Source organism: Ruegeria sp. AL12, assembly GCF_056540885.1.
On record NZ_JBQFXN010000002.1, the window covers coordinates 133,649 to 153,784 of the forward strand.

Annotated in this window: 21 protein-coding genes; 7 read left to right on the plus strand and 14 right to left on the minus strand. The window is 56.8% G+C overall.

Annotated features, from left to right (window positions below):
- Positions 1-12: 12 nt before the first annotated feature.
- Complete coding sequence (locus ACR0C6_RS08470) at positions 13-1,038, minus strand: LacI family DNA-binding transcriptional regulator (RefSeq protein WP_480446397.1); 1,026 nt, start codon at positions 1,036-1,038, stop codon at positions 13-15.
- 348 nt (positions 1,039-1,386) lie between these two features.
- Between ACR0C6_RS08470 and ACR0C6_RS08475 the strand changes: the two genes are divergently transcribed.
- Positions 1,387-2,607, plus strand: coding sequence for an adenylate/guanylate cyclase domain-containing protein (locus ACR0C6_RS08475; RefSeq protein WP_480618870.1), 1,221 nt, complete (start codon positions 1,387-1,389; stop codon positions 2,605-2,607).
- Positions 2,608-2,784: 177 nt separating this feature from the next.
- Here ACR0C6_RS08475 and ACR0C6_RS08480 read toward each other — a convergent pair whose 3' ends face one another.
- Genes ACR0C6_RS08480 through ACR0C6_RS08490 form a run of 3 tightly spaced genes read right to left on the minus strand, consistent with a single transcriptional unit; the run spans position 2,785 to position 5,393 of the window.
- Positions 2,785-3,672 (minus strand): PhzF family phenazine biosynthesis protein, encoded by an 888-nt coding sequence (locus ACR0C6_RS08480; protein ID WP_480446395.1) that lies wholly within the window; start codon positions 3,670-3,672, stop codon positions 2,785-2,787.
- 55 nt (positions 3,673-3,727) lie between these two features.
- Positions 3,728-4,708 carry an alpha/beta fold hydrolase gene (locus tag ACR0C6_RS08485; RefSeq protein ID WP_480618871.1) on the minus strand — a complete coding sequence of 327 codons (981 nt, stop codon included), beginning with the start codon at positions 4,706-4,708 and terminating at the stop codon, positions 3,728-3,730.
- A 58-nt stretch (positions 4,709-4,766) separates the two neighbouring features.
- Complete coding sequence (locus tag ACR0C6_RS08490) at positions 4,767-5,393, minus strand: pyridoxamine 5'-phosphate oxidase family protein (protein WP_480618872.1); 627 nt, start codon at positions 5,391-5,393, stop codon at positions 4,767-4,769.
- Positions 5,394-5,510: 117 nt separating this feature from the next.
- Between ACR0C6_RS08490 and ACR0C6_RS08495 the strand changes: the two genes are divergently transcribed.
- Positions 5,511-6,434 (plus strand): LysR family transcriptional regulator, encoded by a 924-nt coding sequence (locus ACR0C6_RS08495; RefSeq protein WP_480618873.1) that lies wholly within the window; start codon positions 5,511-5,513, stop codon positions 6,432-6,434.
- Between the two features lie 239 nt (positions 6,435-6,673).
- Here the strand turns inward: ACR0C6_RS08495 and ACR0C6_RS08500 are convergent, their stop codons facing one another.
- The 3 genes from ACR0C6_RS08500 to ACR0C6_RS08510 all read right to left on the minus strand — a co-directional run bounded on the left by ACR0C6_RS08500 (position 6,674) and on the right by ACR0C6_RS08510 (position 9,815).
- Entirely contained in the window at positions 6,674-7,321 is a 648-nt protein-coding gene (locus ACR0C6_RS08500; RefSeq protein WP_480618874.1) for a response regulator, read from the minus strand.
- On the minus strand, positions 7,318-8,781 hold the full coding sequence (locus tag ACR0C6_RS08505; protein ID WP_480618875.1) for a sensor histidine kinase: 1,464 nt from the start codon (positions 8,779-8,781) through the stop codon (positions 7,318-7,320). The genes ACR0C6_RS08500 and ACR0C6_RS08505 overlap by 4 nt, the downstream gene beginning before the upstream one ends.
- A 188-nt stretch (positions 8,782-8,969) precedes the next feature.
- Positions 8,970-9,815 (minus strand): LysR family transcriptional regulator, encoded by an 846-nt coding sequence (locus ACR0C6_RS08510; RefSeq protein WP_480618876.1) that lies wholly within the window; start codon positions 9,813-9,815, stop codon positions 8,970-8,972.
- A gap of 86 nt (positions 9,816-9,901) precedes the next feature.
- Between ACR0C6_RS08510 and ACR0C6_RS08515 the strand changes: the two genes are divergently transcribed.
- The 4 genes from ACR0C6_RS08515 to ACR0C6_RS08530 all read left to right on the plus strand — a co-directional run bounded on the left by ACR0C6_RS08515 (position 9,902) and on the right by ACR0C6_RS08530 (position 13,342).
- On the plus strand, positions 9,902-10,369 hold the full coding sequence (locus ACR0C6_RS08515; RefSeq protein WP_480618877.1) for a c-type cytochrome: 468 nt from the start codon (positions 9,902-9,904) through the stop codon (positions 10,367-10,369).
- A 13-nt stretch (positions 10,370-10,382) separates the two neighbouring features.
- The gene (locus ACR0C6_RS08520; RefSeq protein WP_480618878.1) at positions 10,383-11,291 is read left to right on the plus strand and encodes a c-type cytochrome; all 909 of its coding nucleotides are present in this window, start codon (positions 10,383-10,385) and stop codon (positions 11,289-11,291) included.
- A gap of 164 nt (positions 11,292-11,455) precedes the next feature.
- Positions 11,456-12,346 (plus strand): cation diffusion facilitator family transporter, encoded by an 891-nt coding sequence (locus tag ACR0C6_RS08525; protein ID WP_480618879.1) that lies wholly within the window; start codon positions 11,456-11,458, stop codon positions 12,344-12,346.
- Positions 12,347-12,502: 156 nt separating this feature from the next.
- The gene (locus ACR0C6_RS08530; protein WP_480446387.1) at positions 12,503-13,342 is read left to right on the plus strand and encodes a hypothetical protein; all 840 of its coding nucleotides are present in this window, start codon (positions 12,503-12,505) and stop codon (positions 13,340-13,342) included.
- Positions 13,343-13,597: 255 nt separating this feature from the next.
- Here the strand turns inward: ACR0C6_RS08530 and ACR0C6_RS08535 are convergent, their stop codons facing one another.
- Genes ACR0C6_RS08535 through ACR0C6_RS08565 form a run of 7 tightly spaced genes read right to left on the minus strand, consistent with a single transcriptional unit; the run spans position 13,598 to position 19,755 of the window.
- Positions 13,598-14,539, minus strand: coding sequence for an ABC transporter permease (locus ACR0C6_RS08535; RefSeq protein WP_480446386.1), 942 nt, complete (start codon positions 14,537-14,539; stop codon positions 13,598-13,600).
- Positions 14,536-15,579: an ABC transporter permease gene (locus tag ACR0C6_RS08540; protein ID WP_480618880.1), complete on the minus strand. Its 1,044-nt coding sequence runs from the start codon at positions 15,577-15,579 to the stop codon at positions 14,536-14,538. The genes ACR0C6_RS08535 and ACR0C6_RS08540 overlap by 4 nt, the downstream gene beginning before the upstream one ends.
- The gene (locus ACR0C6_RS08545; protein WP_480446385.1) at positions 15,569-17,089 is read right to left on the minus strand and encodes an ABC transporter ATP-binding protein; all 1,521 of its coding nucleotides are present in this window, start codon (positions 17,087-17,089) and stop codon (positions 15,569-15,571) included. Before ACR0C6_RS08545 ends, ACR0C6_RS08540 begins: the two co-directional genes overlap by 11 nt.
- Complete coding sequence (locus tag ACR0C6_RS08550; RefSeq protein ID WP_480618881.1) at positions 17,086-17,226, minus strand: hypothetical protein; 141 nt, start codon at positions 17,224-17,226, stop codon at positions 17,086-17,088. The genes ACR0C6_RS08545 and ACR0C6_RS08550 overlap by 4 nt, the downstream gene beginning before the upstream one ends.
- The gene (locus ACR0C6_RS08555) at positions 17,193-17,414 is read right to left on the minus strand and encodes a hypothetical protein (RefSeq protein ID WP_480618882.1); all 222 of its coding nucleotides are present in this window, start codon (positions 17,412-17,414) and stop codon (positions 17,193-17,195) included. The genes ACR0C6_RS08550 and ACR0C6_RS08555 overlap by 34 nt, the downstream gene beginning before the upstream one ends.
- Positions 17,415-17,430: 16 nt before the next feature.
- The gene (locus tag ACR0C6_RS08560; protein ID WP_257600955.1) at positions 17,431-18,414 is read right to left on the minus strand and encodes a BMP family protein; all 984 of its coding nucleotides are present in this window, start codon (positions 18,412-18,414) and stop codon (positions 17,431-17,433) included.
- A 27-nt stretch (positions 18,415-18,441) separates the two neighbouring features.
- Positions 18,442-19,755: an amidohydrolase family protein gene (locus ACR0C6_RS08565; protein WP_480446382.1), complete on the minus strand. Its 1,314-nt coding sequence runs from the start codon at positions 19,753-19,755 to the stop codon at positions 18,442-18,444.
- A gap of 24 nt (positions 19,756-19,779) precedes the next feature.
- Here ACR0C6_RS08565 and ACR0C6_RS08570 point away from each other — a divergent pair, with 24 nt between their 5' ends.
- Positions 19,780-20,136, plus strand: a complete 357-nt coding sequence (locus tag ACR0C6_RS08570) for a hypothetical protein (RefSeq protein WP_480446381.1) — start codon at positions 19,780-19,782, stop codon at positions 20,134-20,136.

Consider the following 20,136-nt stretch of genomic DNA (forward strand, 5'->3'; position numbering starts at 1 on the left):
AAAAGTTGTAGGTTACGCGGAATCCCTCAAAACCAGTCTTGCGGGAAACAACGTTTCTGATCTCGTCTTGAATTTCCCTCCACTTTCAATGAGTTGAAACAGGGTTTCGACGCTGCGACCCGCAACATTGTCATAGTCATGAGCCGCCGTTGTAAGGGATGGGCAAGTGAACTGCGCGAAGGGATGGTCATCATTTGAGGCCACGCGCAGCGCGCAACTGTCATCACGACCGACGCGAATCCCCTGTTTGTAGCAAGCTGCAAGAAAGCCAATGGCCAGTCGATCATTGCTGCATAGTACCGAGTCGGTTCGCAAACCGCGTTCTTCCAGAACTTTCAGCGCCCCTCTTTGGCCGATTTCTTCAAACGCCCAACCCTTGCCTTCAACTTTGATTATGTGCGGCTCGAGCTCAAGACGTTCCATCACTTTGATATAGGCTTTCCTTCGCTTGTTGGCGTTTGGGTTCGCAGGTGTGCGCATTTCAAAAAACGAAGGCGGTTCACCAGTGCGGGTCATGTATTCGACAGTTTGTGAAACAAAGCTGAAGTTATCAGAACCAACGAATGCAGCCCCCAAACCATCGAGATTACTGTCAAACAAGATCGTCGGAACATTGGCGCAGAATTTCTCTATTGCTGATCTGTCCGAAACGCGTCCGAGAGGCGCCAAAAGTACCCCTGCCGGCTTCATGGATTGCAGACCGTCCAGAATTTCGTTTTCCAGCTTTTGTTCACCATGAGAGCTGAACAGGAACGGACGGTATCCGGCCGCGATACAGCTTTGTTCCAGATAGCGTGCGATTTCAGCAAAGAACGGATCGGCCAGATACGGTACGACGATACCGATATTCTTGGTAAGCTTCCGGTTCTGGTTCACTGCGTAAATGTTGGGGCGATAGTCGAACCGTTCCAGCGCCTCTTCGATTCGGGCCCGCGTCGTGGCGCGAACGCTGTCGGGATCGTGAAAGTACTTGGATACCGTCGGGCGCGAGATGCCGCTGAGCGCTGCAAACTCTTCCATATTCTTTATCTTGGTCATGCCAGTCTGCCTGCTGGTTTTGTTCGTCGTGAACTTATCATAGATTTACATATTCTTTGCGCGCGCTAATAAATCAATAGCCAGAGCGGCCTCGTGCAACCAGCGCTCGACAAGGCGTTCAAAGGGATTTCGAGAGCGAAGCCGGCCTTTTGACAAGGTTCATTAAAGTTGCTGACCAAGCTGGAAAAACGTATCCAGGAAGGTCTGCGTGTGGATTGGCCGGCGCTTACGGCCGATAACTGTGGACCGACAGCAGGCTTGGACGGGGTAAGAAAAAGGCTAGAATAATATGATCGAACACTGAACCCAAATTCGTGACGATCTTATCTAAGCGATTGGTTTTAAACTATGGATGCTATTGCCCAACTGACCAATTGGATGATTGCCGAGGGGCGTCGTTCGGATGACCCGGAAAAAGTGGTGTCATATTTCTGTTCGTCGCTGATCAAGGCGGGTGTGCCGCTCTGGCGGGTCAATATCGGTCAGCGTTTCGCCAATCCGCTGCTCATCGCATGGGGGATCGTCTGGACGCCGGATGGCACCGAAAGCTATGACGTAACACATGAGACCATGCTGACGGATGGGTATGTCGGCAGCTCATTCGAATACATTCTTGAACACCGGAAGCCACTTCACAAAAGTCTGCGGCAACTGGATCCCAGGACTGAGCACTCATCATATCTTGAATTCGCTGAGTTGGGTGGCACCGATTACTATGCTACGCTGCTTTATTACGGAGACGGATCGCTGCACGGCTGCACTTTTGTCACCCGGTCGCCAGAAGGGTTCTCACCCCGGCATCTGAAAATGATTGAGGATGCATTGCCCGCTTTGTCCTCTGCTCTGGAACCGGTCACAATGCGCAAGTCGTCCAAAGGTCTTCTGAGAACCTATCTTGGCGATGGGCCCTCTGATGCTGTGTGGAACGGGCGGATCAAGCGAGGGGAACGCACGACCCTTGACGCAGTTGTCATGTTCTCTGACCTGCGCGGTTTCACCGCTCTTTCGGACAGGGCATCCGAAGAGGACGTTTTTGACATGTTGAGTGGATATTTTGATCTGGTCGTGCAGCCTGTCGAAGAGAATGGCGGCGACATTCTCAAGTTTATGGGAGACGGCATTCTGTCGATATTCACCGTTGCGACACAGGAGGATTTGAACGCCCAATGCAAAAGGGCAGCGCGGGCCGCTCAAAGCGTATTGACCGGTTTGGCCGCACTCAACCATCACCGCGAAGAGGCTCGGAAGCCGCCGTTGGACATAGGCATCGGGATCAATGTCGGGCAGGTCAGCTATGGCAATATCGGCAGCCCTGGCAGGCTGGATTTCACTGTTCTGGGTAGGGCAGTCAACCTCGCAAGCCGTATCGAGGGGTTGACGAAATCCCTGGGCCACAGAGTTCTGGCGACGTCAGCCGTTGCCGCGGCTTCGCCTGAACTGTTCTCTGCTTGCGGGTTTCACGAAGTTCGAGGGCTTGCCGGATCCATCGAGCTGTATTCTCTCGTCGAAAAGGAGCATCAAGCCAGCCCCATGCCGGATCGCCACATTGATCCGGACAACATGGATTGAGAATCGCAAGCTTCTACATTGTCCGCAATGGCCGGTTTCAATTTGGGCTGCGGGCGACCGGGCCTCGCACCGCGCTGACTAAGGTCCCGTCGCTGGACCCTTCGACGAGACGTATTCGCGCTCAAGGACCTGGGCGCATCCAAAGCTGGTGCTGCGGACACACCTGGCCTTTTCGCGTCACAAAGCAATCCGGGCCGAGGTCATGGCTTTTCCGTAACCACCCGCCATGAGGCCCGTGATCGCACCATTCTCGATGTCAAGTTCGACCTTTATCAGGCTCGGGCTTGCCGGGTTCATAAACACCCCTTGTTCGATTTCAAATGATCGCTGAGACGTGCCGCCGAAATCATGCAACACGCATGCAAGTGGCCCGGCTGCCATCCACGTGGCGGCTTCTTCATCTATCGCGTATCTGGGTGCGAACATACGGGTTGTGGCGTCCCGGCTGGTGATTGAAGGGTCTTTCGTTAATACATAATAGCCAATCAGATCCAGTTGCTCACTGATTTGCTTGATTTTGGCCAAATCTGGTCTGATTTTGGCAATGCTCGCCGCATCCGAAAGACCGACGAGGATGAAGCTGTTGCCGGTGTTGACCAAAACCGGAGCAAACCTCTGATCCAGGTCAGTTTTGTCGACCCCGAGAGAGCTCAGCACATCGTCGAGTTTCACGCCCTTTTCGATCCATTCCTGAGCACCCGAGTAGCGTGGGGCCAATTGTTCCATATAGGCGGCGCCGTCTTTCGTGAGTATGCGCCTGGGGCCATCAACAGTTTCCTTTGAGGTATCGGGCTTGGGGATCCGGCCCAGCGCATCAAGGTGAGAGAAGGCGGCGATTGTTGCATGACCGCAATGAGCGATACGCCGGTTCGGTGTGAAGAAATCCAGCTTGAAGCCTTCCGTCTCGGACAATCCAACTCGTGCCGCCACGGTTTGCATATCTTGCGCGCTCAGATCATCAGCGTCCACAACGACGCCTGCGGGATTTCCTCCGGTGCCGCCATCGACAAACCCGTGCACGATTTCAACCGTGACTTCCTTGGCAGTGTTTGCTTGCGTGTTCATTGATCGTCTCCAAACATGAGGCCGCGCCCTTGATCGAGGCGTGGCCAGTTGCGCATCAGTTGCCGGCAGCAGTGATGCGATTCAGGAATGCAGTCATCTGTTCCGCAATTTCAGGCCCATATTCTTCCAGCGCGAAGTGTCCGGTATCAAGCAGATGAAACTCAAGATCCTTCAGATCGCGTTGATAGGGCAGGGCGCCTTCGGCCGGAAAGATGTGATCATTCTTACCCCACATCAGCAGCGCAGGTGGTTGATGCTCACGAAACAACGCCTGCCATTTCGGGTACTCGGCAACGTTGGTGCCATAGTCCAGGAAAAGTTCAAGTTGCACCTCCTGATTGCCTTCGCGATCAAGCAGGTATTGGACGTGCCAATAGTTGTCAGGGCTGATCAGTTCCGGCCTTTGGACACCATGGGTGAACTGCCACTTGGTCGCATCCAGAGTAAGAAACCCACGAAGCTGGTCGCCATTCTCTTTCGAGGGATCGGCCCAATAGGCTTTGATCGGGTCCCAGAATTCGCGCAGCCCTTCCTCATACGCATTGCCGTTCTGAATGACGAAGCCGGTGACCCGTTCGGGCTGTTCGGCAAACATCCGGAATCCAACCGGGGCACCATAGTCCATCAGATAGACCGCGTATTGATCGACACCCTTCCGATCCAGCAGGGACGTCATGATTTCCGCGATATTCGCAAAGGAATACTCGAAGTCTTCGGCTTGCGGCATGTCCGACGCCCCAAATCCGGGAAAATCGGGCGCGATCACGTGATAGTTCTTGGCCAGTTCGGGGATAAGGTTGCGGAACATATGTGACGAGGTCGGAAACCCATGAAGCAACAGAACGGTTGGCCTGTTCGGGTCTCCGGCCTCACGATAGGCGACATTGACCTCGCCGATTTTTTCTGCGCGGAAATTGACCGCTTGGGCGGCTTCAATGCCGGTCTCACTTGCGATTGCAGGGGCCGGAGTTAATGGCACCGCGATGGTAAGCGCGAGAAGACTGGCGCTCAGGATGGATTTCAGATTGCGCGACATGGGAATTTCCTTTCTTGGGTTTTTGGGACGCGTCTGGACGCGCAGGGTTCAGCATCGGTCAGCGTTGCTGGCCGGGCTTTTCTTTGTGCTCTGGGTTTTGAGCTTTCAGTTCCGCCAGTTCTTCGCGAAGCGGCGCCATGTGCTCTTCAAACTCTTCCAGGGTCAGGCGTTGGGGGATGTGCTGCGGGCAGTTCCAGTCCATCGCTTCAAGCTTGATCACAATGGCCCGCTCTGGGTGGCCCCTGTAATTCGGGTCACTCAAACGTTGCATCAGGGCCGGATCATCCGCGCCATCAACAAGTTTCGCCCGGCCCCAGATCTTGAGGCGTCTCCGGTTGGGATAGTCCATCAGGATCAGAGAAATGCGGTCGTTGTTCAGCAGATTGCCTGCGCTCAGATATTGCCGGTTGCCGCGAAAATCCGCGTAGGCAAGCGTCCGTTCATCCAGCACTTTCAGAAAACCTGCCGGTCCGCCGCGGAATTGGACATAAGGCCAGCCGGTTTCAGAGACGGTCGCCTGATAGAAGCCGTCCCTTTGTGCGATGAAGCTGGCTTCGACCGGGCTGATGAGGTCTTCCTGAACGGCGCCGGCCAGAAACTTTGCATAGCCGTCAGCCGATCCGTTCCTGGCCTGTGTTGCACGTACCGAAGGCGTGAAAGTGATTTCTGCAAAAGGACGTGACATTGAATTCTCCATCTCAGCCGGGCAGAGCCCTGGGGTTGAGGTGAAGCTAGTCAAAGCTTGTGTGTTGCAGAATATCCCTATTCGGCAATATATTATTCCAAAATATGGAATAGTAGTTTGGATAGATTTCACGCACTGAGCGTTTTTGTGAAGGTGGCCGAGCTGAAAGGCTTCGCCGCCGCGGCGCGCCACCTCAATATGTCGCCACCAACGGTAACCCGACTGGTCTCCATGCTGGAGGACAGCCTGGGGCTTCGTCTTTTTGTGCGCACCACGCGATCAGTCATGCTGACGGACAGCGGGCGAAGGTTCTTTGACGATGCCAGACGCATTCTGATGGATCTCGAGGAGGCAGAGCGTGCCGCTGTCGGATCCTATGCCGAACCGACCGGGGAACTCAGCGTAACCGCATCGGTGTTGTTCGGGCGTATGTTCGTCACTCCGATTCTGGGTGACTTTCTGGAACTGTATCCAAAGCTCTCTGCGCGCACTCTCTATGTGGACCGCGTGGTCAATCTGGTGGATGAGGGCCTCGACGTCGGCATCAGGATCGGGAACCTTGCAGATTCAAGCCTGATGGCGGTGAAATGCGGCGCGGTGAGGCAGGTCGTGTTTGCCGCTCCGGCATATCTCGATGCGCGCGGCGAACCAGACACACCCGACGACCTTGCCAATCACGCCATCATAAACTCGACCGCCCTGCACGCCTCGGCCCAATGGCATTTTCAAAAAAGCGAAACGGTCGTGACAAAGCGCGTGAACCCGCGCATCAGCATGAACACCAATGACGCGGTGATCGAGCTGGCCCTGCAAGGGCATGGCATCGGGCGGCTTTTATCCTATCAGGTGGCACCTTACATTGCAGACGGGCGGCTCAGGACCGTTCTGAATTCGTATGAACCACCCGAGGTCCCCATCCATCTTGTGCATCAAGAGGGCCGCACCGTGTCTGCAAAAGTGCGCGCCTTTGTCGATTTTGCGGCCAGGCGTCTCAAATCCGACCCCTATTTGGATGGATTCCAACACAGAACTGAGAGTTAGGCCAAAAGATCCGCCGAACCACGCCATCCGGTCGCGGCCGGGGTCCTGACCGACAGATCACTTTGGACATGCCCTTTGAGGTGATACAGCGCAAGGCCTGCTCATATGCGAACATGTGCAACCAAGCTTGCCACAAACTGGATCTGCCGGCACGAAACTGAAATCTCAGATCTCGGGTGCACGCGGTTTTCGAAGCGATGGGGCCAGCATTGAGCATGCAATCACGTTCGACCCGCGGCTTAGTCGGTCTTGCCCCAGGCATCGTGCGCGATCAGCGCGGCCTCGACCCGGTTTCGGGCGTGGAGCTTGGACAGGATCGCCGTCATGTAGTGCTTTACGGTTTTTTCCTGAAGATCCAGTTGATCTGCGATCTCCCGATTGCTCATCCCCTTCGCCACACGTCTAAGTATTTCTTCCTCGCGATGCGTGAGATCGTCCAGAACATCGCTGTCTTTGGAAGTTTCCACATCTCTGTTGATCTGAAGCAGCACGCGCGAGGCCAGCCCGGGCGACACGAATCCTTCACCTGCGGCGATGCTGCGCAGTGAGGCCGTCAATTCGCTGGCTGTCACACCTTTGACGATGTAGCCGATTGCCCCTGCTTCCAAAGCATCCGCAACGTCACTGTTGTTTTCCGAGACCGTCAGTATCGCGATGAATGGCGGATTTGCCATGGCCGCGATTTTTCGCGTCGCATTTATGCCGCCCCCGGGCATCGAAAGATCGAGGATGGCGATGTCAGGTTGATGAATGCCGACAAGTGAAATTGCCTCATCCGCGCTCGAGCCGGCAGCGAGAACTTCGAACCCATCGGCTTCGTCCAATGTCCGGTGCAAACCGTCCCTGAAAATCGGGTGATCATCCGCTATTACGACAGATGTTGTCATGACGTACTCATCTTTCTGGGAAATAGTGTCATTGTGACAGAGGTGCCTTTGCCAGGGCTTGACCTGACTTCGAACCTGCCGCCGATACTCTCAACCCGATCTCGCAAACCCAAGAGCCCCTGGCCTCCATCGTCACGCAGTACTTTTCCGTCCGAGGGGTCAAATCCGGGCCCGTCATCGTTGACATGAATGACGACCCGATCGTTATGCGCCTCGCAAATGACGGTGCATCGAGAATTCGGAGCATACCTTGCGGCGTTGGAAAGCGTTTCCTGAAGGAACCGGAATACACACAGCTTGTCGGACACGGACAACTCGATCGTCTGGCTTCCCTGAAGTGAAACATCCGGCCGCAACGGGCTGTGTTCCGAGTGATCTTCAATCGCTCTTTTCACCACATCAATCAGCGCCAGATTGTCGATGTCCGGAGCGGACAACCCCCGCGACAACGCGCGAATTTCGGCCAGGGACTTCTGCAAAGACTGTTGAATCTCCTCGGCCTCTGCCGGCTTTTCAGGCCTGTCCGAGAATGCCGCCTCCAACCTGAGGGCCGCGAGGGACAGATATTGAGCGGGACCGTCATGAAGCTCGGAACCAAGCTTCTTCAGAAACCGGTCTGTTTGCGTGGCATATCGTTCCGACGCTTCGACCACGCGCGACCGCAGCCTGGCGTTCTGCTCTGCCATCTGCTCACTCTCTTTCAGACGCCGCTCCAACAGGCGCCCCTGGCGTCGAATGGTGTTGTCACCGATTACCACGATGGAAAACAGCACGATTGTACTTGCCGCAAATGCTGACCCGACCACCAGCCAGCTTGTCCGGCGGGCTCTGGCCATATCAACTTCCAGCTGTTCAGCTTTCTCGTAAAACTCTGCAACTGCAATGATATCTCCTGACCAGAGTTCTCGGATCGGGCTGTACACTTCAAGTAGCGGGATCCCAAGTGCTGCTTCTGCGGCGCTTTCAGCATGGTCGAGATCTTCGAAAGAACCCGAAATCTCTCCGCTCCAGGCTCGGCTCAGATCATCAGTCGGGTCGAAGCGGCGTCCAATGATGGTTGGATCCGATGCGTGCGCGATCACGCCGCCTTGTTTCCAAAACTTGAAGGACACAATGCGGTCCCGCATTGGCTGGGTCATGAATATTTCGTCCAGTGCCCGCCTTGCTTGATCGGAAAGACGATCCCCGTATGCAAGTTCCTGGCTGAGAGGGGATACGATGCTCTCCATATACAGCGCTGCGGAATTGGCAGAATTTTGCACAACTGCATTCTCGATCCGATTTGACACCCATACGCCAACTATCGCGGTGGCCGTTCCCATCACGACAATGCAGGCCGCAAGGAAAACTCGCGACAATGACCAATTGCGAACTGACAGATCGGAAATCTCGGGTCTCATTTCGTGTTCAACTATGAACGACAATCCCTGACCGCGCCACCGACCTTGGTCTGAACTCATCAGCGTTCGGTTTCAGAATTTGGATCATGTCGACCCCTTGATCGCGCAATCGCGCAGGCGGCGGACAGAAGGCACGCGTGGCCTTGCAGGAGGTACACGGAGTTCGCTCAAAACTCCGTCCAGACGACCAGCGCATCGGCCCAAAGCCGTCCTCGGAGGAGCCACACCTACGGGCGAGTATTTTTTTGTCACCCCGGCAGAGCAATGGACAGGCGTTCAACCAAAGCTCTTTGCACAATGGCAAATCTGGGAGTGCGCGCTATCTCGTCCAGAGTCGCCACCCAGAGCGGAACATCTATTCCGGGATCAATTTCTGACGACCGATGAAGCCGAGGATCCGCATTCCCAATAAACGAGGGCAGAAACGCTTTGCCCGCCCCGGAGGCCGCCATCTGCTGAAGCACCAAAAAGCTGTCTGCCCCGTTGGTCATTTCATCGGCGCTGACATGTTCGGCCAGCCATTTGGCGGGAAGCGAGCGACTCAGCGCCCCATCAAGCCTCATCCACTTTCGGTTTGGGGAACCGTCGTCAAACACACCGAATGACAGGGTTCCCGCACGTTCGCTGACAAGCCCTTCCTCAAGTTTGATCGAGGGTCGCACGGCGATGTCTGCGGTCAGCCTCGACAGATCATGATGGCTGTTGCCGCTTAACAAAGTCAGTTCCAGGTCGGGGTAGAGCCGCGATATCTCGGTCAGTATTTGGGGCAGTACAAGCTGGCAAAGGCTGTCCGTGGACGCAATGCGGACCCGACCCGCAGGGGACCGGTTTGCGCCCACTATCGCCCGCTCAACGGAAAGTACGGCCTCTTCAACGCTTTCCATCGCCGAAAGAATTGCTCTGGCCTCGGGCAGGGCGGTGTACCCTGACGGGTGTTTTTGAAAGATCACGCATCCAAAACGCTTTTCAAGCGCGGCGACTCTGCGCAGCACCGTTGCATGAGTGACACCCAGCGCCCCGGCCGCCGCATTCAGTGATCCGTGTTTCCTTACGGCCAGCGCGTATCGCAGATCATCCCAGTTTTGGTTGTGCATAAATTAACAATGAACGACGAATAACAAACAATTACAAGAAAAATTGTTCAGGCTAGTATTCGACGCATTGAACAGGGAGACGCACAATGATCAAGAAAATCCCGGCCGTTGCGGCAGGTTTGGTGTCGGTAGCCATCATTGGATCAGCCATCGCCCATGAAAGCGAAAATCCTGCGGTGAAGGCTCGGACCTCAATCATGCAGCTCTATGCCTTCAATCTTGGCACATTGGGCGGCATGGCCAAGGGAGAGGTTGAATATGATGCCGAGGCAGCAACACTGGCCGCAAATAACCTGGTTGTTCTGACGCAGATCGATCAATCTGCGATGTGGCCTGCCGGATCCGACAATGCGTCCGACCCGTCCACCCGAGCCTTGCCAGCCATCTGGGAGAACTTCCCGGATGTAAGCGCAAAAGGTCAGGCCATGGCTGAAGCCGCGGTTGCGATGCAAGCGGCGGCAGGCCAGGATGTCGATGCCCTGAAGGCGGCGATGGGTGATCTGGGCGGATCGTGCTCGGCATGTCACAAAGCTTACAGGGCGCCGAAAGACTAAAGGAGCGCTAGCCATGCGGCGTTTTTTCATTTTCGCCGCAGGTATTGCTGTACTGGTCGGGCTGGTCGGTTTGGCGTTGACCCGTCCGAAAACAGTTGACCAGACACAACTGAACGGGGTTGTTCCGGATCTCAGTCGAGGTGAGGCCGTGTTTTACGCGGCTGGATGCGCGTCCTGCCATTCTGCACCGGACGCAACGGGCGAGGAAAAGCTGGTACTCGCTGGCGGACGTCGGTTTGCGTCGGATTTCGGCACGTTCATAGCCCCGAACATATCCAGTGATCCGGTTGCCGGCATCGGATCTTGGTCCGCATTGGATCTGGCCAATGCTCTGCTTAACGGGACCGGGCCCGAAGGGCAGCACTATTTTCCCGCGTTTCCCTATACTTCCTACGCCAACATGTCAGCCGAGGACGTTGTTTCGCTGCATGCCTTCCTCGGCACTCTGCCGGCGGTTCCAACCCAAAGCGCAGCGCACGAGGTTGGCTTTCCCTTCAACATTCGACGCGGGCTGGGCGGGTGGAAGCTGTTGTATCTGAATCCGGGCTGGGTTGTGCAAGGCGATCTGACTGACCAGCAAATTCATGGCCGATACCTGGTAGAGGCGTTGGGACATTGCGCAGAATGCCACACGCCGCGCAACGCGCTAGGGGGGCTGAAACGCGATCTTTGGCTGACAGGTGCACCAAACCCCAGCGGAAAGGGACGCATCCCCGGTCTGACTTCTGTCCAACTGGATTGGTCCGAGGCTGATATTGCGGAATATCTGAAGTCCGGCTTCACGCCGGATTATGACAGCGCGGGTGGCGAGATGGTTGAAGTCATCGAAAACACATCCCGCCTTACGGATGACGACCGTCTGGCGATTGCGGTCTATCTCAAGGCCGTGCCCGCGTCACCGACAGGCTCGCCGTCAGAGTAACCCTCATTGGCGCCATGTATCGGATGCCAGATGTCCTGGTCAGCCGCCAGCACGAAGCCGCAAGGCCTATTCCCTTTTCGCCAAACTCCTGTTTTACGTTCAGGGCACCGGAGCGCAGCAATCGCCCGTGTTTCTGTTCAGGATTGTTTGAGGGTCGTGGCCAAATGACACAAAAGATCGCGCTTTGGTCCATTCCGATATCCCTGGCGGTACTGGCCCTGAAGCTGCTGGCCTGGTGGCTGACAGGTTCGGTGGCGTTGTTGTCGGACGCGATGGAATCCACCGTCAACGTCGCAGCGGCCCTGCTGGCTTATTTTGCGGTTCGGGTTGCAAACAAGCCCCCTGATGAAAACCACCCCTTTGGTCACAAGAAAGCCGAGTATCTTTCCGCTGTTGTCGAAGGCGCATTGATTGTGTTGGCGGCGTTCTTGATCATCAGAGAGGCCGTGCTGGCCCTTCCCAATCCGCATCTTGAGGATGCGCCTTTTCTTGGAATCGCCGTCAATGTCATTGCAACGGGTGTGAATGGCGCATGGGCCTACTTGTTGCTCAAAATCGGCAGGCGCGAGGGTTCGCCTGCATTGGAGGCCAGCGCGCGGCACATATTTACAGATGTCATGACGTCAGCGGGTGTCATCGCGGGGCTCATACTTGCACTTGTCACAGGCTGGCTGATCCTTGACCCGATCCTAGCGATACTGGTCGCGCTGAACATCCTGTGGGAAGGTTGGAAAGTCATTCGTGCGTCCGTTGACGGGCTGATGGATGTAAGCCTTTCTGACCATGACTTGCAGGTAGTTTCCAGCACCATTGAAAGCAACCTAGGTGCTGCGCTGGAATATCATGACCTCAAGGGGCGCAGATCCGCGAATGTCATCTTCGTCGAGTTTCACCTCGTTGTGGACGGCGCAATGTCGGTCAGCGCAGCCCATGACATCTGCAATGAAATCGAACACGCATTGGAACGTCTTTATCCGGGTTCCGTCTTTTTCATTCATCTCGAACCCGATGATGAGTTGAAGGGCAACGGAGCAAAACCCAGCCAGGTTTCTTAAACCAATCGGTACAATCGAATACGACGCAAGTCGTGGTCATGGATAGGACGTTCGGCCTGCAATTCATCAGACCTAAGCCCGATGTCGGGACGCAAAGCCCCGGATAATCTGTCACCGACACCATGAGTTGGGTCGAACAGAACTGGAGGCGAAAAAATGAAACTTCAAGGAAAACTGGGCCAGCTTCTCAGCACAGCAGCACTGGCTTCGTTGATTGCCGCGACGCCTTACGTGCCGAAGTTTGACACGGAAGGTCGCCTGCACCTTGAACCAGCCTATGCCTTTGCCAAAAGCGGCAGCGGAAAAGATGGAGATGGTGGCGATGACGACCGGGGGGATGATCGTGGCGGCGAACGGGACGACAATTCGGGGTCGGGCAACAGTGGTCGCGGTGGTGATCGCGACGACGACAGGGACGATGATAGGGACGACGACAGGGATGATGACCGTGACGATGATCGGGACGACAATTCCGGATCCGGCAAAGGTGGTCGCGACGACGATGACGATGACGACGATGATGACTCGAAGCGTTCAAATCGAGGCAGCGGCAAAAAGGATCAATCCCGGTCAGGCGGCGGATCATCACGCTCTGCCGGCATAACGAAGGTTGAGACCAACGCCAACGGCATCGAAGTGCGCTATGCCGATGGAACCAAGGAAGAAATCGAAAACGGTCGGTATGAAAGAAAGAATGCTCAGAACCGCACTGTGGAAGAACGGCTGGCGACAGGCGCCGATGTCTCAAGGCTCCGGTCATTGGCTAATGGTATCTCCATCGACAACGTGCGCTCTTCAGGGCAAGGCGGCACTGCTGGAAGTCGACCCACAAAAATCGAACGCCAGGGCAACAACATCGAAGTAAACTATGCCAATGGCTGGAAAGAAGAGATCGAATTTGGCCGGTATGAGTTGAAAGACCCATACAACCGGACTGTCGTTGAGAGAAATGCAACCGCCGCTGACCGTCGGAGATTGCAGTCGGCAGGCAACTAGGCAACTGCGTCAGAACGAAAGACAAAGGGCGGCTTCTCATCGTCAGAGGCCGCCTTTCATTTACGTCATTGCCAGCGGTTATTGGCGTACTGCATTGGGATCAATGGCTTCTTGCCCAAGGTGTTGGCTCAAAGTCCCCCCAACATGAAAGGGACGGGCACCAACTCCGCAAACCGGCATGAGCGATGTGTCATGTAAGTCCTGCCCCTTTCTCGCTTGCAACGACCAGTCATCCACTGGTTGTGAACCCTGATCCTAACGTTCACCGCGCCGATAGGGTGCCATCAGCGCGGCAGGCACCTCGGCCCTGCGGGCGACGAGAACGAGCGCGACGATGGAAAGCACATAGGGCGCCATCAGGAAGAGTTGATATGGCACGCCTTCGATCGACGTTTGCAGCCGCAGCTGGTATGCATCGAAAAATGCAAACAGCACGGCACCGATCAACGCCTTGCCCGGTCGCCAACTTGCGAACACAACCAGCGCGATGCAGATCCAGCCGCGTCCTTGAACCATGCCCGGGAAGAAACTGTTGAACGCCGTTGTCGTCAGGAATGCACCACCCACTGCCATCAACGCCGATCCGACAACCACTGCACCAATGCGAATGCGAATGGGGTTCAGCCCCTGCGCCTCAACCGCGTGCGGGTTTTCACCAGTCATGCGAATGGCCAGCCCCAGCGGTGTCCGGGCAAGAACGTAAGCCATCACAGCCACCGCAAACAGCGCGAGGTAGGTCGGCAGAGCCTGGGAAAACAGGATCGGACCCAGAATGGGGATATCGGAAACACCCGGAACATCGAGTGGCTGAAAAGGTTCTATCGTCGGGGGCAGATCGCCCACTTCGACAAGCAACCGGTAAAGGTAGTAGGCCAGCGCGGATGCAAACAGCGTGATGCCAAGCCCCGAGACATGTTGCGACAATCCAAGCGGGACCGTTAGTATGGCGTGCAGCAATCCCAACATCGCGCCGCAAAGTGCCGCGATCATCAGGCCAACCAGCAAAGGCGCGCCCATGTAGACGGCAAGCCAACCGCTCATCGCGCCCATGGTCATGATCCCCTCGATCCCCAGATTGAGAACCCCCGAACGTTCACACAGCAACGCGCCGAGGACTCCGAAAATAAGCGGCGTTGCGATACGCAGCACGGACGCCCAGAGGCTGGTGTTCAGCAGCAGATCAATTGCATCACTCATCGGCGCACCCGGTACGTTGTGAAAAGAAGGGCCACGATCATGGTGAGCAGGCAGAGCGCCACGATCACGTCGGCAATGAAACTGGGAACGCCGGTTGCGCGGCTCATGGCGTCGGCCCCGACAAAGACGGTGGCGACGAAAACCGCGGCGGCGACCACGCCCGCCGGATGCAATGCGGCCAGCATTGCGACGACGATGCCGGCATATCCGAATCCGGGGCTCATGGTCGTGGTGACCCCGGCTGTGACGCCCATGACTTCGACGGAACCTGCCAGACCTGCCAAAGCGCCTGAAAGCAGGGCCACACCCATGATCGTTTTGGGAAGGGAAATTCCGGCAAAGGCGGCGGCACCGGCGTTCAAGCCTGCGGCGCGTGTTTCAGCCCCAAAAACCGTGCGGGCCAGGATCAGCCAAACAAAACCTGCTGCCGCGATGGCAAAAAGCAACCCGATATGAAGGCGCGTGCGGGGAATAAGATCCGGCAGGCGGTACTCTCCGCCCACGGGCACTGAGGAAGGCCAACCAAAGGCCATCGGATCGCGCATCGGACCCTCGATCATGAGGCCGACGAAAAGAATCACAATGAAGTTGAGCAGCAGGGTCGTCACCACCTCATCCACCCCGAAACGCAGGCGCAAATAAGCGGGGCCCGCCAACAGGGCCGCACCCGCCGCCATGCCCGCCAGCATCAAAATCGGTATACCGATCCACCCGGGAACCCCGAGAGAATGCCCGATCCAGGCGGTAATCAGTGCGCCGACAAAGAACTGCCCCTCGCCGCCGATGTTCCAAAGACGGGCCCGAAAGGCGACGGCCGCGGCAAGCCCGGTAAATATCAGCGGCGTGGCGCGGGTCAGCATCTCGGTGATCGAAAGGCGTGACCCAAGGGCGCCGGTCAGCATTTCACCATAGGCAGTCAATGGGTTCACACCTGCCGCTGCGATTAAACCCGCAGCCAATAACAACGCGGTAAAGATCGCGGCCAGCGGCGCAATGACCACAAGGTACAGCGGTACATATGTGCGTCGTTCAAGCCGCATCATAATCTTCCTTCCAGACGCCTGCCATCATCAGGCCAAGGCGTTGCGGGTCAGCATCATCAGCGGATATCGGTTTCGACAATCGACCCTTAACGATCGCCTGTATTCGGTCTGAAAGAGCTACGGCTTCTTCAAGTTCTTCTGAAATAAGCAGGATCGCAGCACCCTCGGCCCGTGCGGCCAGAAGCTCGGCATGAACTGCGGCAATTGCCCCTTCATCAAGGCCCCGCGTCGGCTGGTTGGCGAGCACGAAACGCGGTCCGTTGGTCAGGACCCGCCCCAGGATCAATTTTTGCATGTTGCCGCCAGACAGCAGCCGTGTGCGCGTGTCGGGACTGGCCCCTCGGATATCAAACCGTTCGATAAGCCCTGCGGTGTATTCTCGGGCGGCGCGTTGTCGGACAAAGCCTCGGCGCGAAAACTCCGGTGTGCGCAGACGTTCAAGAGCTGCATTTTCCCACAGGCTCAATTCACCCACGACACCTTCTGCATGGCGGTCTTCCGGTACCCTGCCGGCGCCAGCCTGGATCATGCCACGCGGGCCCAAATGGCCGATATCCTTGTTCAGCAGTGTCAACTGCCCGGCGTTAGGGTGGATCAGTCCAGACAACAGCCCGCCAAGCGAGGCCTGACCATTGCCTGATACGCCAACGATACCAAGGATCTCGCCTGCATGGACGGTGAATGATACGTCATCCAGCCGCAATTCACCGTCTTCTTTCACGCGCACATCGTTTGCGACCAGAACCGGCGCGCCAATCTCGTGGTCTTGACGAACGGGTCGTTCCACTTTGCGGCCAACCATCAGTTCCGCCAACTCTCCGGGGGTGGTTTCCGAAGTCCTGCGTTCCGCGACCAACCTACCGCCACGAAGAACGGCCACACGGTCAGAGGCCGCCATGACCTCATGCAGTTTGTGACTGATGAAGATAAGCGACAGGCCCTCTTTCGTCATGTCGCGCAGCGTCTCGAACAGGCGCATTGCCTCGGGCCGGGCCAGAACGGCCGTGGGTTCATCCAGGATCAGTATGCGCGCGTCTCGGTACAGCGCTTTCAGAATTTCGACGCGTTGACGTTCACCCACGGAAAGGGACTTGATCCTGTCGTCGGGGTTCACGGGCAGACCAAACCGATCCGCGATCTGCAACAACTTTGCGCGCGCCTCGCCACGTGCGGACCGTGCGCGTGTCAGGGGTTCTGAACCCAGCATGACGTTTTCAAGAACCGTGAGGTTGCCCGCAAGCGTAAAGTGCTGGTGTACCATGCCCACACCCACCTCGATCGCTGCGCGGGGCAGACCCGGAGGCAACGCTTTGCCAAACACCCTGACAGAGCCTTCGTCTGCCGCGTAATGGCCGAAAAGGATGTTCATCAGCGTCGTTTTGCCTGCGCCATTTTCACCCAACAATGCAAGGATTTCACCCTGGGCCAATGACAGTGTCACATCATCATTGGCGGTTAGCGTTCCAAAACGCTTTGTTATGCCGTGAAGTTCCAGAACCTTGTTCATGTGGGCAGGCCTGCGATTGGAGACGGAAAGGTAAGTTCGGGCGCACGCGCCTCGATCAGAGCACCAAGTTTCAGCAGCGCATCATCCGAGCCGGGTGGTCCCATCAGTTGCACACCGATTGGCAGGCCATTTGCCATGCCAAAAGGCAATGCCAAAGCCGGCAAGCCTGCAACATTGGCAAGTGCCGCGCCATGTCTTCGTCCAGAAACACCACGGCGCCCAGATCCGCCTGCGCGTGGCAGGCGGAAAGGCTTGCTTCCATCGCATCGGTGGCAGTGATCTGCCCCGCAGAAACGGCAGCAGCAAGAGCCGTGGCATCGGTCACGTCAAAACCGCCGGGATCAGGAGGGCTCGCTTTCGTCGATCGGAACGTCCCATTCGCCGGATTGGATCGCGGCCTGTTTGGCCTCCATCGCAGGGATGGCGTCGGCAGGCACTTCGTCGGCGACATAGATCAGCTCATTGCCGCCATGAGCCATGAAGGAATATTCGGTATAGTTGCGACCGGTGGGTTTGCCGGCCTGAACATCCGCCACGATGGCTTCGATGGTTGGCCCATAGTTCCATATCGCGTTGGCAAAGACCGTGCCGGGATAGCGCGGCGTATAATCTATCAGTGAACCGATGGCCTTCACGCCGCGCGCCTGAGCGGCATCTGCGGTGCCTATGCGTTCACCAAACAGGATGTCCGCGCCCGCGTCGATCTGGGCAATCGCGGCTTCCTGCGCGCGAGCCGGATCAAACCATGCTCCGATGAAACCGTTAAGGAAAGTGGCGTCAGGGTTCACTTCACTGACGCCCATCCGGAAAGCATTGATCAGCAGGTTCACCTCGGGGATCGGATAACCGCCGACCGAACCATAGACATTGCTTTCCGACATTCGGCCGGCAAGCATTCCGGCCAGATAGGCCGCCTCGTGGTTGCGGGTGCCGAAAACACCGAAATTGTCGCCCTCCGGTCCGCCGGAAGACCCCATCAGAAACGCGGTATCGGGGTAGTCACCCGCCACTTCGCGTGCTTCGCGTTCCACCGCGTAGGACTCGCCCCAAATGATTTGCGCACCGCCTTCGGCATATTCGCGCATCGCACGGGGATAGTCGGTCGGGGCCACACCCTCGGAAAACTCATATTCGATCAGACCAGCCTCGGCGGCTTCCTGCATCGCCACATGGATCCGGCTGTTCCATGCGTTTTCGACCGGAGACATATGCACGCCAGCGACGCGGATCGCAGATTGTGCATTGGCGCGGCGGACATAAGCCGGCAGGGCCAGCGTGGCCGCAGCGCCGACCATCAGTTGACGACGTGTTGTGGTGAGTTTCATCGGAGTATCCTCTTCTGTTGGTGGCAACTATTCTTGTTCTTGGTCTTCCTGAATATTGGGCCTGGGCGCGTAATCCGCGGGATCCAGGGTCGAGGGGCGACCGGGCAAGGAAAGCGCGGCCAGTCTTGGTTCGGTGCGCGCCAGCACCTTGCCGTGTTTGATGACGGCAAGACGTGTGGCTTTCATGCGAACAGCTTCAATCGGGTCACGCGCTTGCAGCACAACCATGTTGGCTGGGCCGCCTTTGCGAATTGTCGGGTCGGGCAGACCCATGGTCTTGGCACCGTTCTGGGTAACGGATGTGAAAGCCCATTCCATCGCCTCGCGGGATGTCATCGGCACCGCATGCACGCCCATATGGGCCACTTCCAACATGTCGGCAGAGCCAAGAGAATACCATGGATCCATGGTGCAATCCTGCCCGAAGGAAACGTTCACACCTGCTGCACGCAATTCTGGTACGCGTGTCAGGCCACGGCGGCGCGGATAAGTGTCCGAGCGGCCTTGCAGCGTGATATTGATAAGCGGGTTCGGTACGACGTTCATGCCGCTTTCCGCGATCAGCGGAACAAGCTTCGAGGCATAGTAGTTGTCGTATGAATGCATCGCGGTGACGTGGCTTGCAGTCACACGACCCCCGAGCCCGAGGCGCGTGGTTTCATAGGCGAGGGTTTCCACATGGCGCGACATCGGATCGTCGCTTTCATCACAGTGCAGGTCCAGCATCAGGCCGCGATCCGCGGCAATTTCGGCCAGCCTGGTGACCGATCGGGCGCCTTCCGACATCGTGCGTTCAAAATGCGGGATGCCGCCCACCACATCGACCCCCATATCGAGCGCCCGGATCAGATTTTTCTCTGCATTTTCCGCGCGATACAGTCCATCTTGCGGGAATGCCACCAATTGCAGGTCAATATAGGGGGCAACCTGCTTGCGCACTTCCAGCAAAGCTTCGACACCCACCAACGGAGTTGACGAAACATCCACATGCGAACGGATGGCCAGCAATCCCTGCGACACGGCCAGATCGCAATATCGCATGGCCCGCTCGATCACCGCTTCGGGCGTCAGAAGGGGCTTCAGTTCTCCCCAAAGCGCGATGCCCTCCAAAAGCGTGCCCGAAACATTCATACGTGGCGACCCGAGGCTCAGCGTGGCGTCCATATGGAAGTGCGGGTCGACGAACGGAGGTGAAACCAGGCGGCCCGTTGCATCGATTTCTTCGCGCGCCTCACCCATGATGTCAGCGGCAATTTCCGCAACACGGTCGCCCTTGATCGCAATATCCAACGGTTCGCGGCCATCCGGCAAGCTGGCCTTTCTGATGATGATGTCAAACATTCATCCGCCCCCTAATTTGACCACATGGTAAAAGTATTCAAAAAAATTGCTATTTATTTTTACGGTGTTCTGGAACTGGTGCCTGTTTCAGCCTCTCAGCTGCTCATTATCAAAGCCCGACTGATTAAATTTTGGCCGTCTACAGCCCGGGATTTGGGGCACTGGCGGCCCGAGCCAAAAGAGCGCCCATTTCAGCCGCAAGATTGCTTGCTGACGCAAACAAAAGCTCTGGCCCGCCGACGCACAGCGATATTCGATGACCGGTGCGGCGAACAGGGGCGCCAGCCCACTGAAATAAGCTCAACCAAAGCGTTTTTTGGTGAAGGCATTGATAATCCGCCATCTGAAAGTGCCGTGTTTCATCTCGACCGGAATTGGTGA

Bases quoted from the DNA above. Each gene is read 5' to 3' on its own strand.
- ACR0C6_RS08535 (WP_480446386.1), bottom strand. From the start codon at position 14,539: ATGAGTGATGCAATTGATCTGCTGCTGAACACCAGCCTCTGGGCGTCC.
- ACR0C6_RS08565 (WP_480446382.1), bottom strand. From the start codon at position 19,755: ATGTTTGACATCATCATCAGAAAGGCCAGCTTGCCGGATGGCCGCGAA.
- ACR0C6_RS08475 (WP_480618870.1), top strand. From the start codon at position 1,387: ATGGATGCTATTGCCCAACTGACCAATTGGATGATTGCCGAGGGGCGT.
- ACR0C6_RS08530 (WP_480446387.1), top strand. From the start codon at position 12,503: ATGAAACTTCAAGGAAAACTGGGCCAGCTTCTCAGCACAGCAGCACTG.
- ACR0C6_RS08550 (WP_480618881.1), bottom strand. From the start codon at position 17,226: ATGGCAAATGGCCTGCCAATCGGTGTGCAACTGATGGGACCACCCGGC.
- ACR0C6_RS08485 (WP_480618871.1), bottom strand. From the start codon at position 4,708: ATGTCGCGCAATCTGAAATCCATCCTGAGCGCCAGTCTTCTCGCGCTT.
- ACR0C6_RS08570 (WP_480446381.1), top strand. From the start codon at position 19,780: ATGGTAAAAGTATTCAAAAAAATTGCTATTTATTTTTACGGTGTTCTG.
- ACR0C6_RS08510 (WP_480618876.1), bottom strand. From the start codon at position 9,815: ATGCACAACCAAAACTGGGATGATCTGCGATACGCGCTGGCCGTAAGG.
- ACR0C6_RS08505 (WP_480618875.1), bottom strand. From the start codon at position 8,781: ATGAGTTCAGACCAAGGTCGGTGGCGCGGTCAGGGATTGTCGTTCATA.
- ACR0C6_RS08480 (WP_480446395.1), bottom strand. From the start codon at position 3,672: ATGAACACGCAAGCAAACACTGCCAAGGAAGTCACGGTTGAAATCGTG.
- ACR0C6_RS08520 (WP_480618878.1), top strand. From the start codon at position 10,383: ATGCGGCGTTTTTTCATTTTCGCCGCAGGTATTGCTGTACTGGTCGGG.
- ACR0C6_RS08470 (WP_480446397.1), bottom strand. From the start codon at position 1,038: ATGACCAAGATAAAGAATATGGAAGAGTTTGCAGCGCTCAGCGGCATC.
- ACR0C6_RS08560 (WP_257600955.1), bottom strand. From the start codon at position 18,414: ATGAAACTCACCACAACACGTCGTCAACTGATGGTCGGCGCTGCGGCC.
- ACR0C6_RS08545 (WP_480446385.1), bottom strand. From the start codon at position 17,089: ATGAACAAGGTTCTGGAACTTCACGGCATAACAAAGCGTTTTGGAACG.
- ACR0C6_RS08515 (WP_480618877.1), top strand. From the start codon at position 9,902: ATGATCAAGAAAATCCCGGCCGTTGCGGCAGGTTTGGTGTCGGTAGCC.
- ACR0C6_RS08540 (WP_480618880.1), bottom strand. From the start codon at position 15,579: ATGCGGCTTGAACGACGCACATATGTACCGCTGTACCTTGTGGTCATT.
- ACR0C6_RS08525 (WP_480618879.1), top strand. From the start codon at position 11,456: ATGACACAAAAGATCGCGCTTTGGTCCATTCCGATATCCCTGGCGGTA.
- ACR0C6_RS08490 (WP_480618872.1), bottom strand. From the start codon at position 5,393: ATGTCACGTCCTTTTGCAGAAATCACTTTCACGCCTTCGGTACGTGCA.
- ACR0C6_RS08500 (WP_480618874.1), bottom strand. From the start codon at position 7,321: ATGACAACATCTGTCGTAATAGCGGATGATCACCCGATTTTCAGGGAC.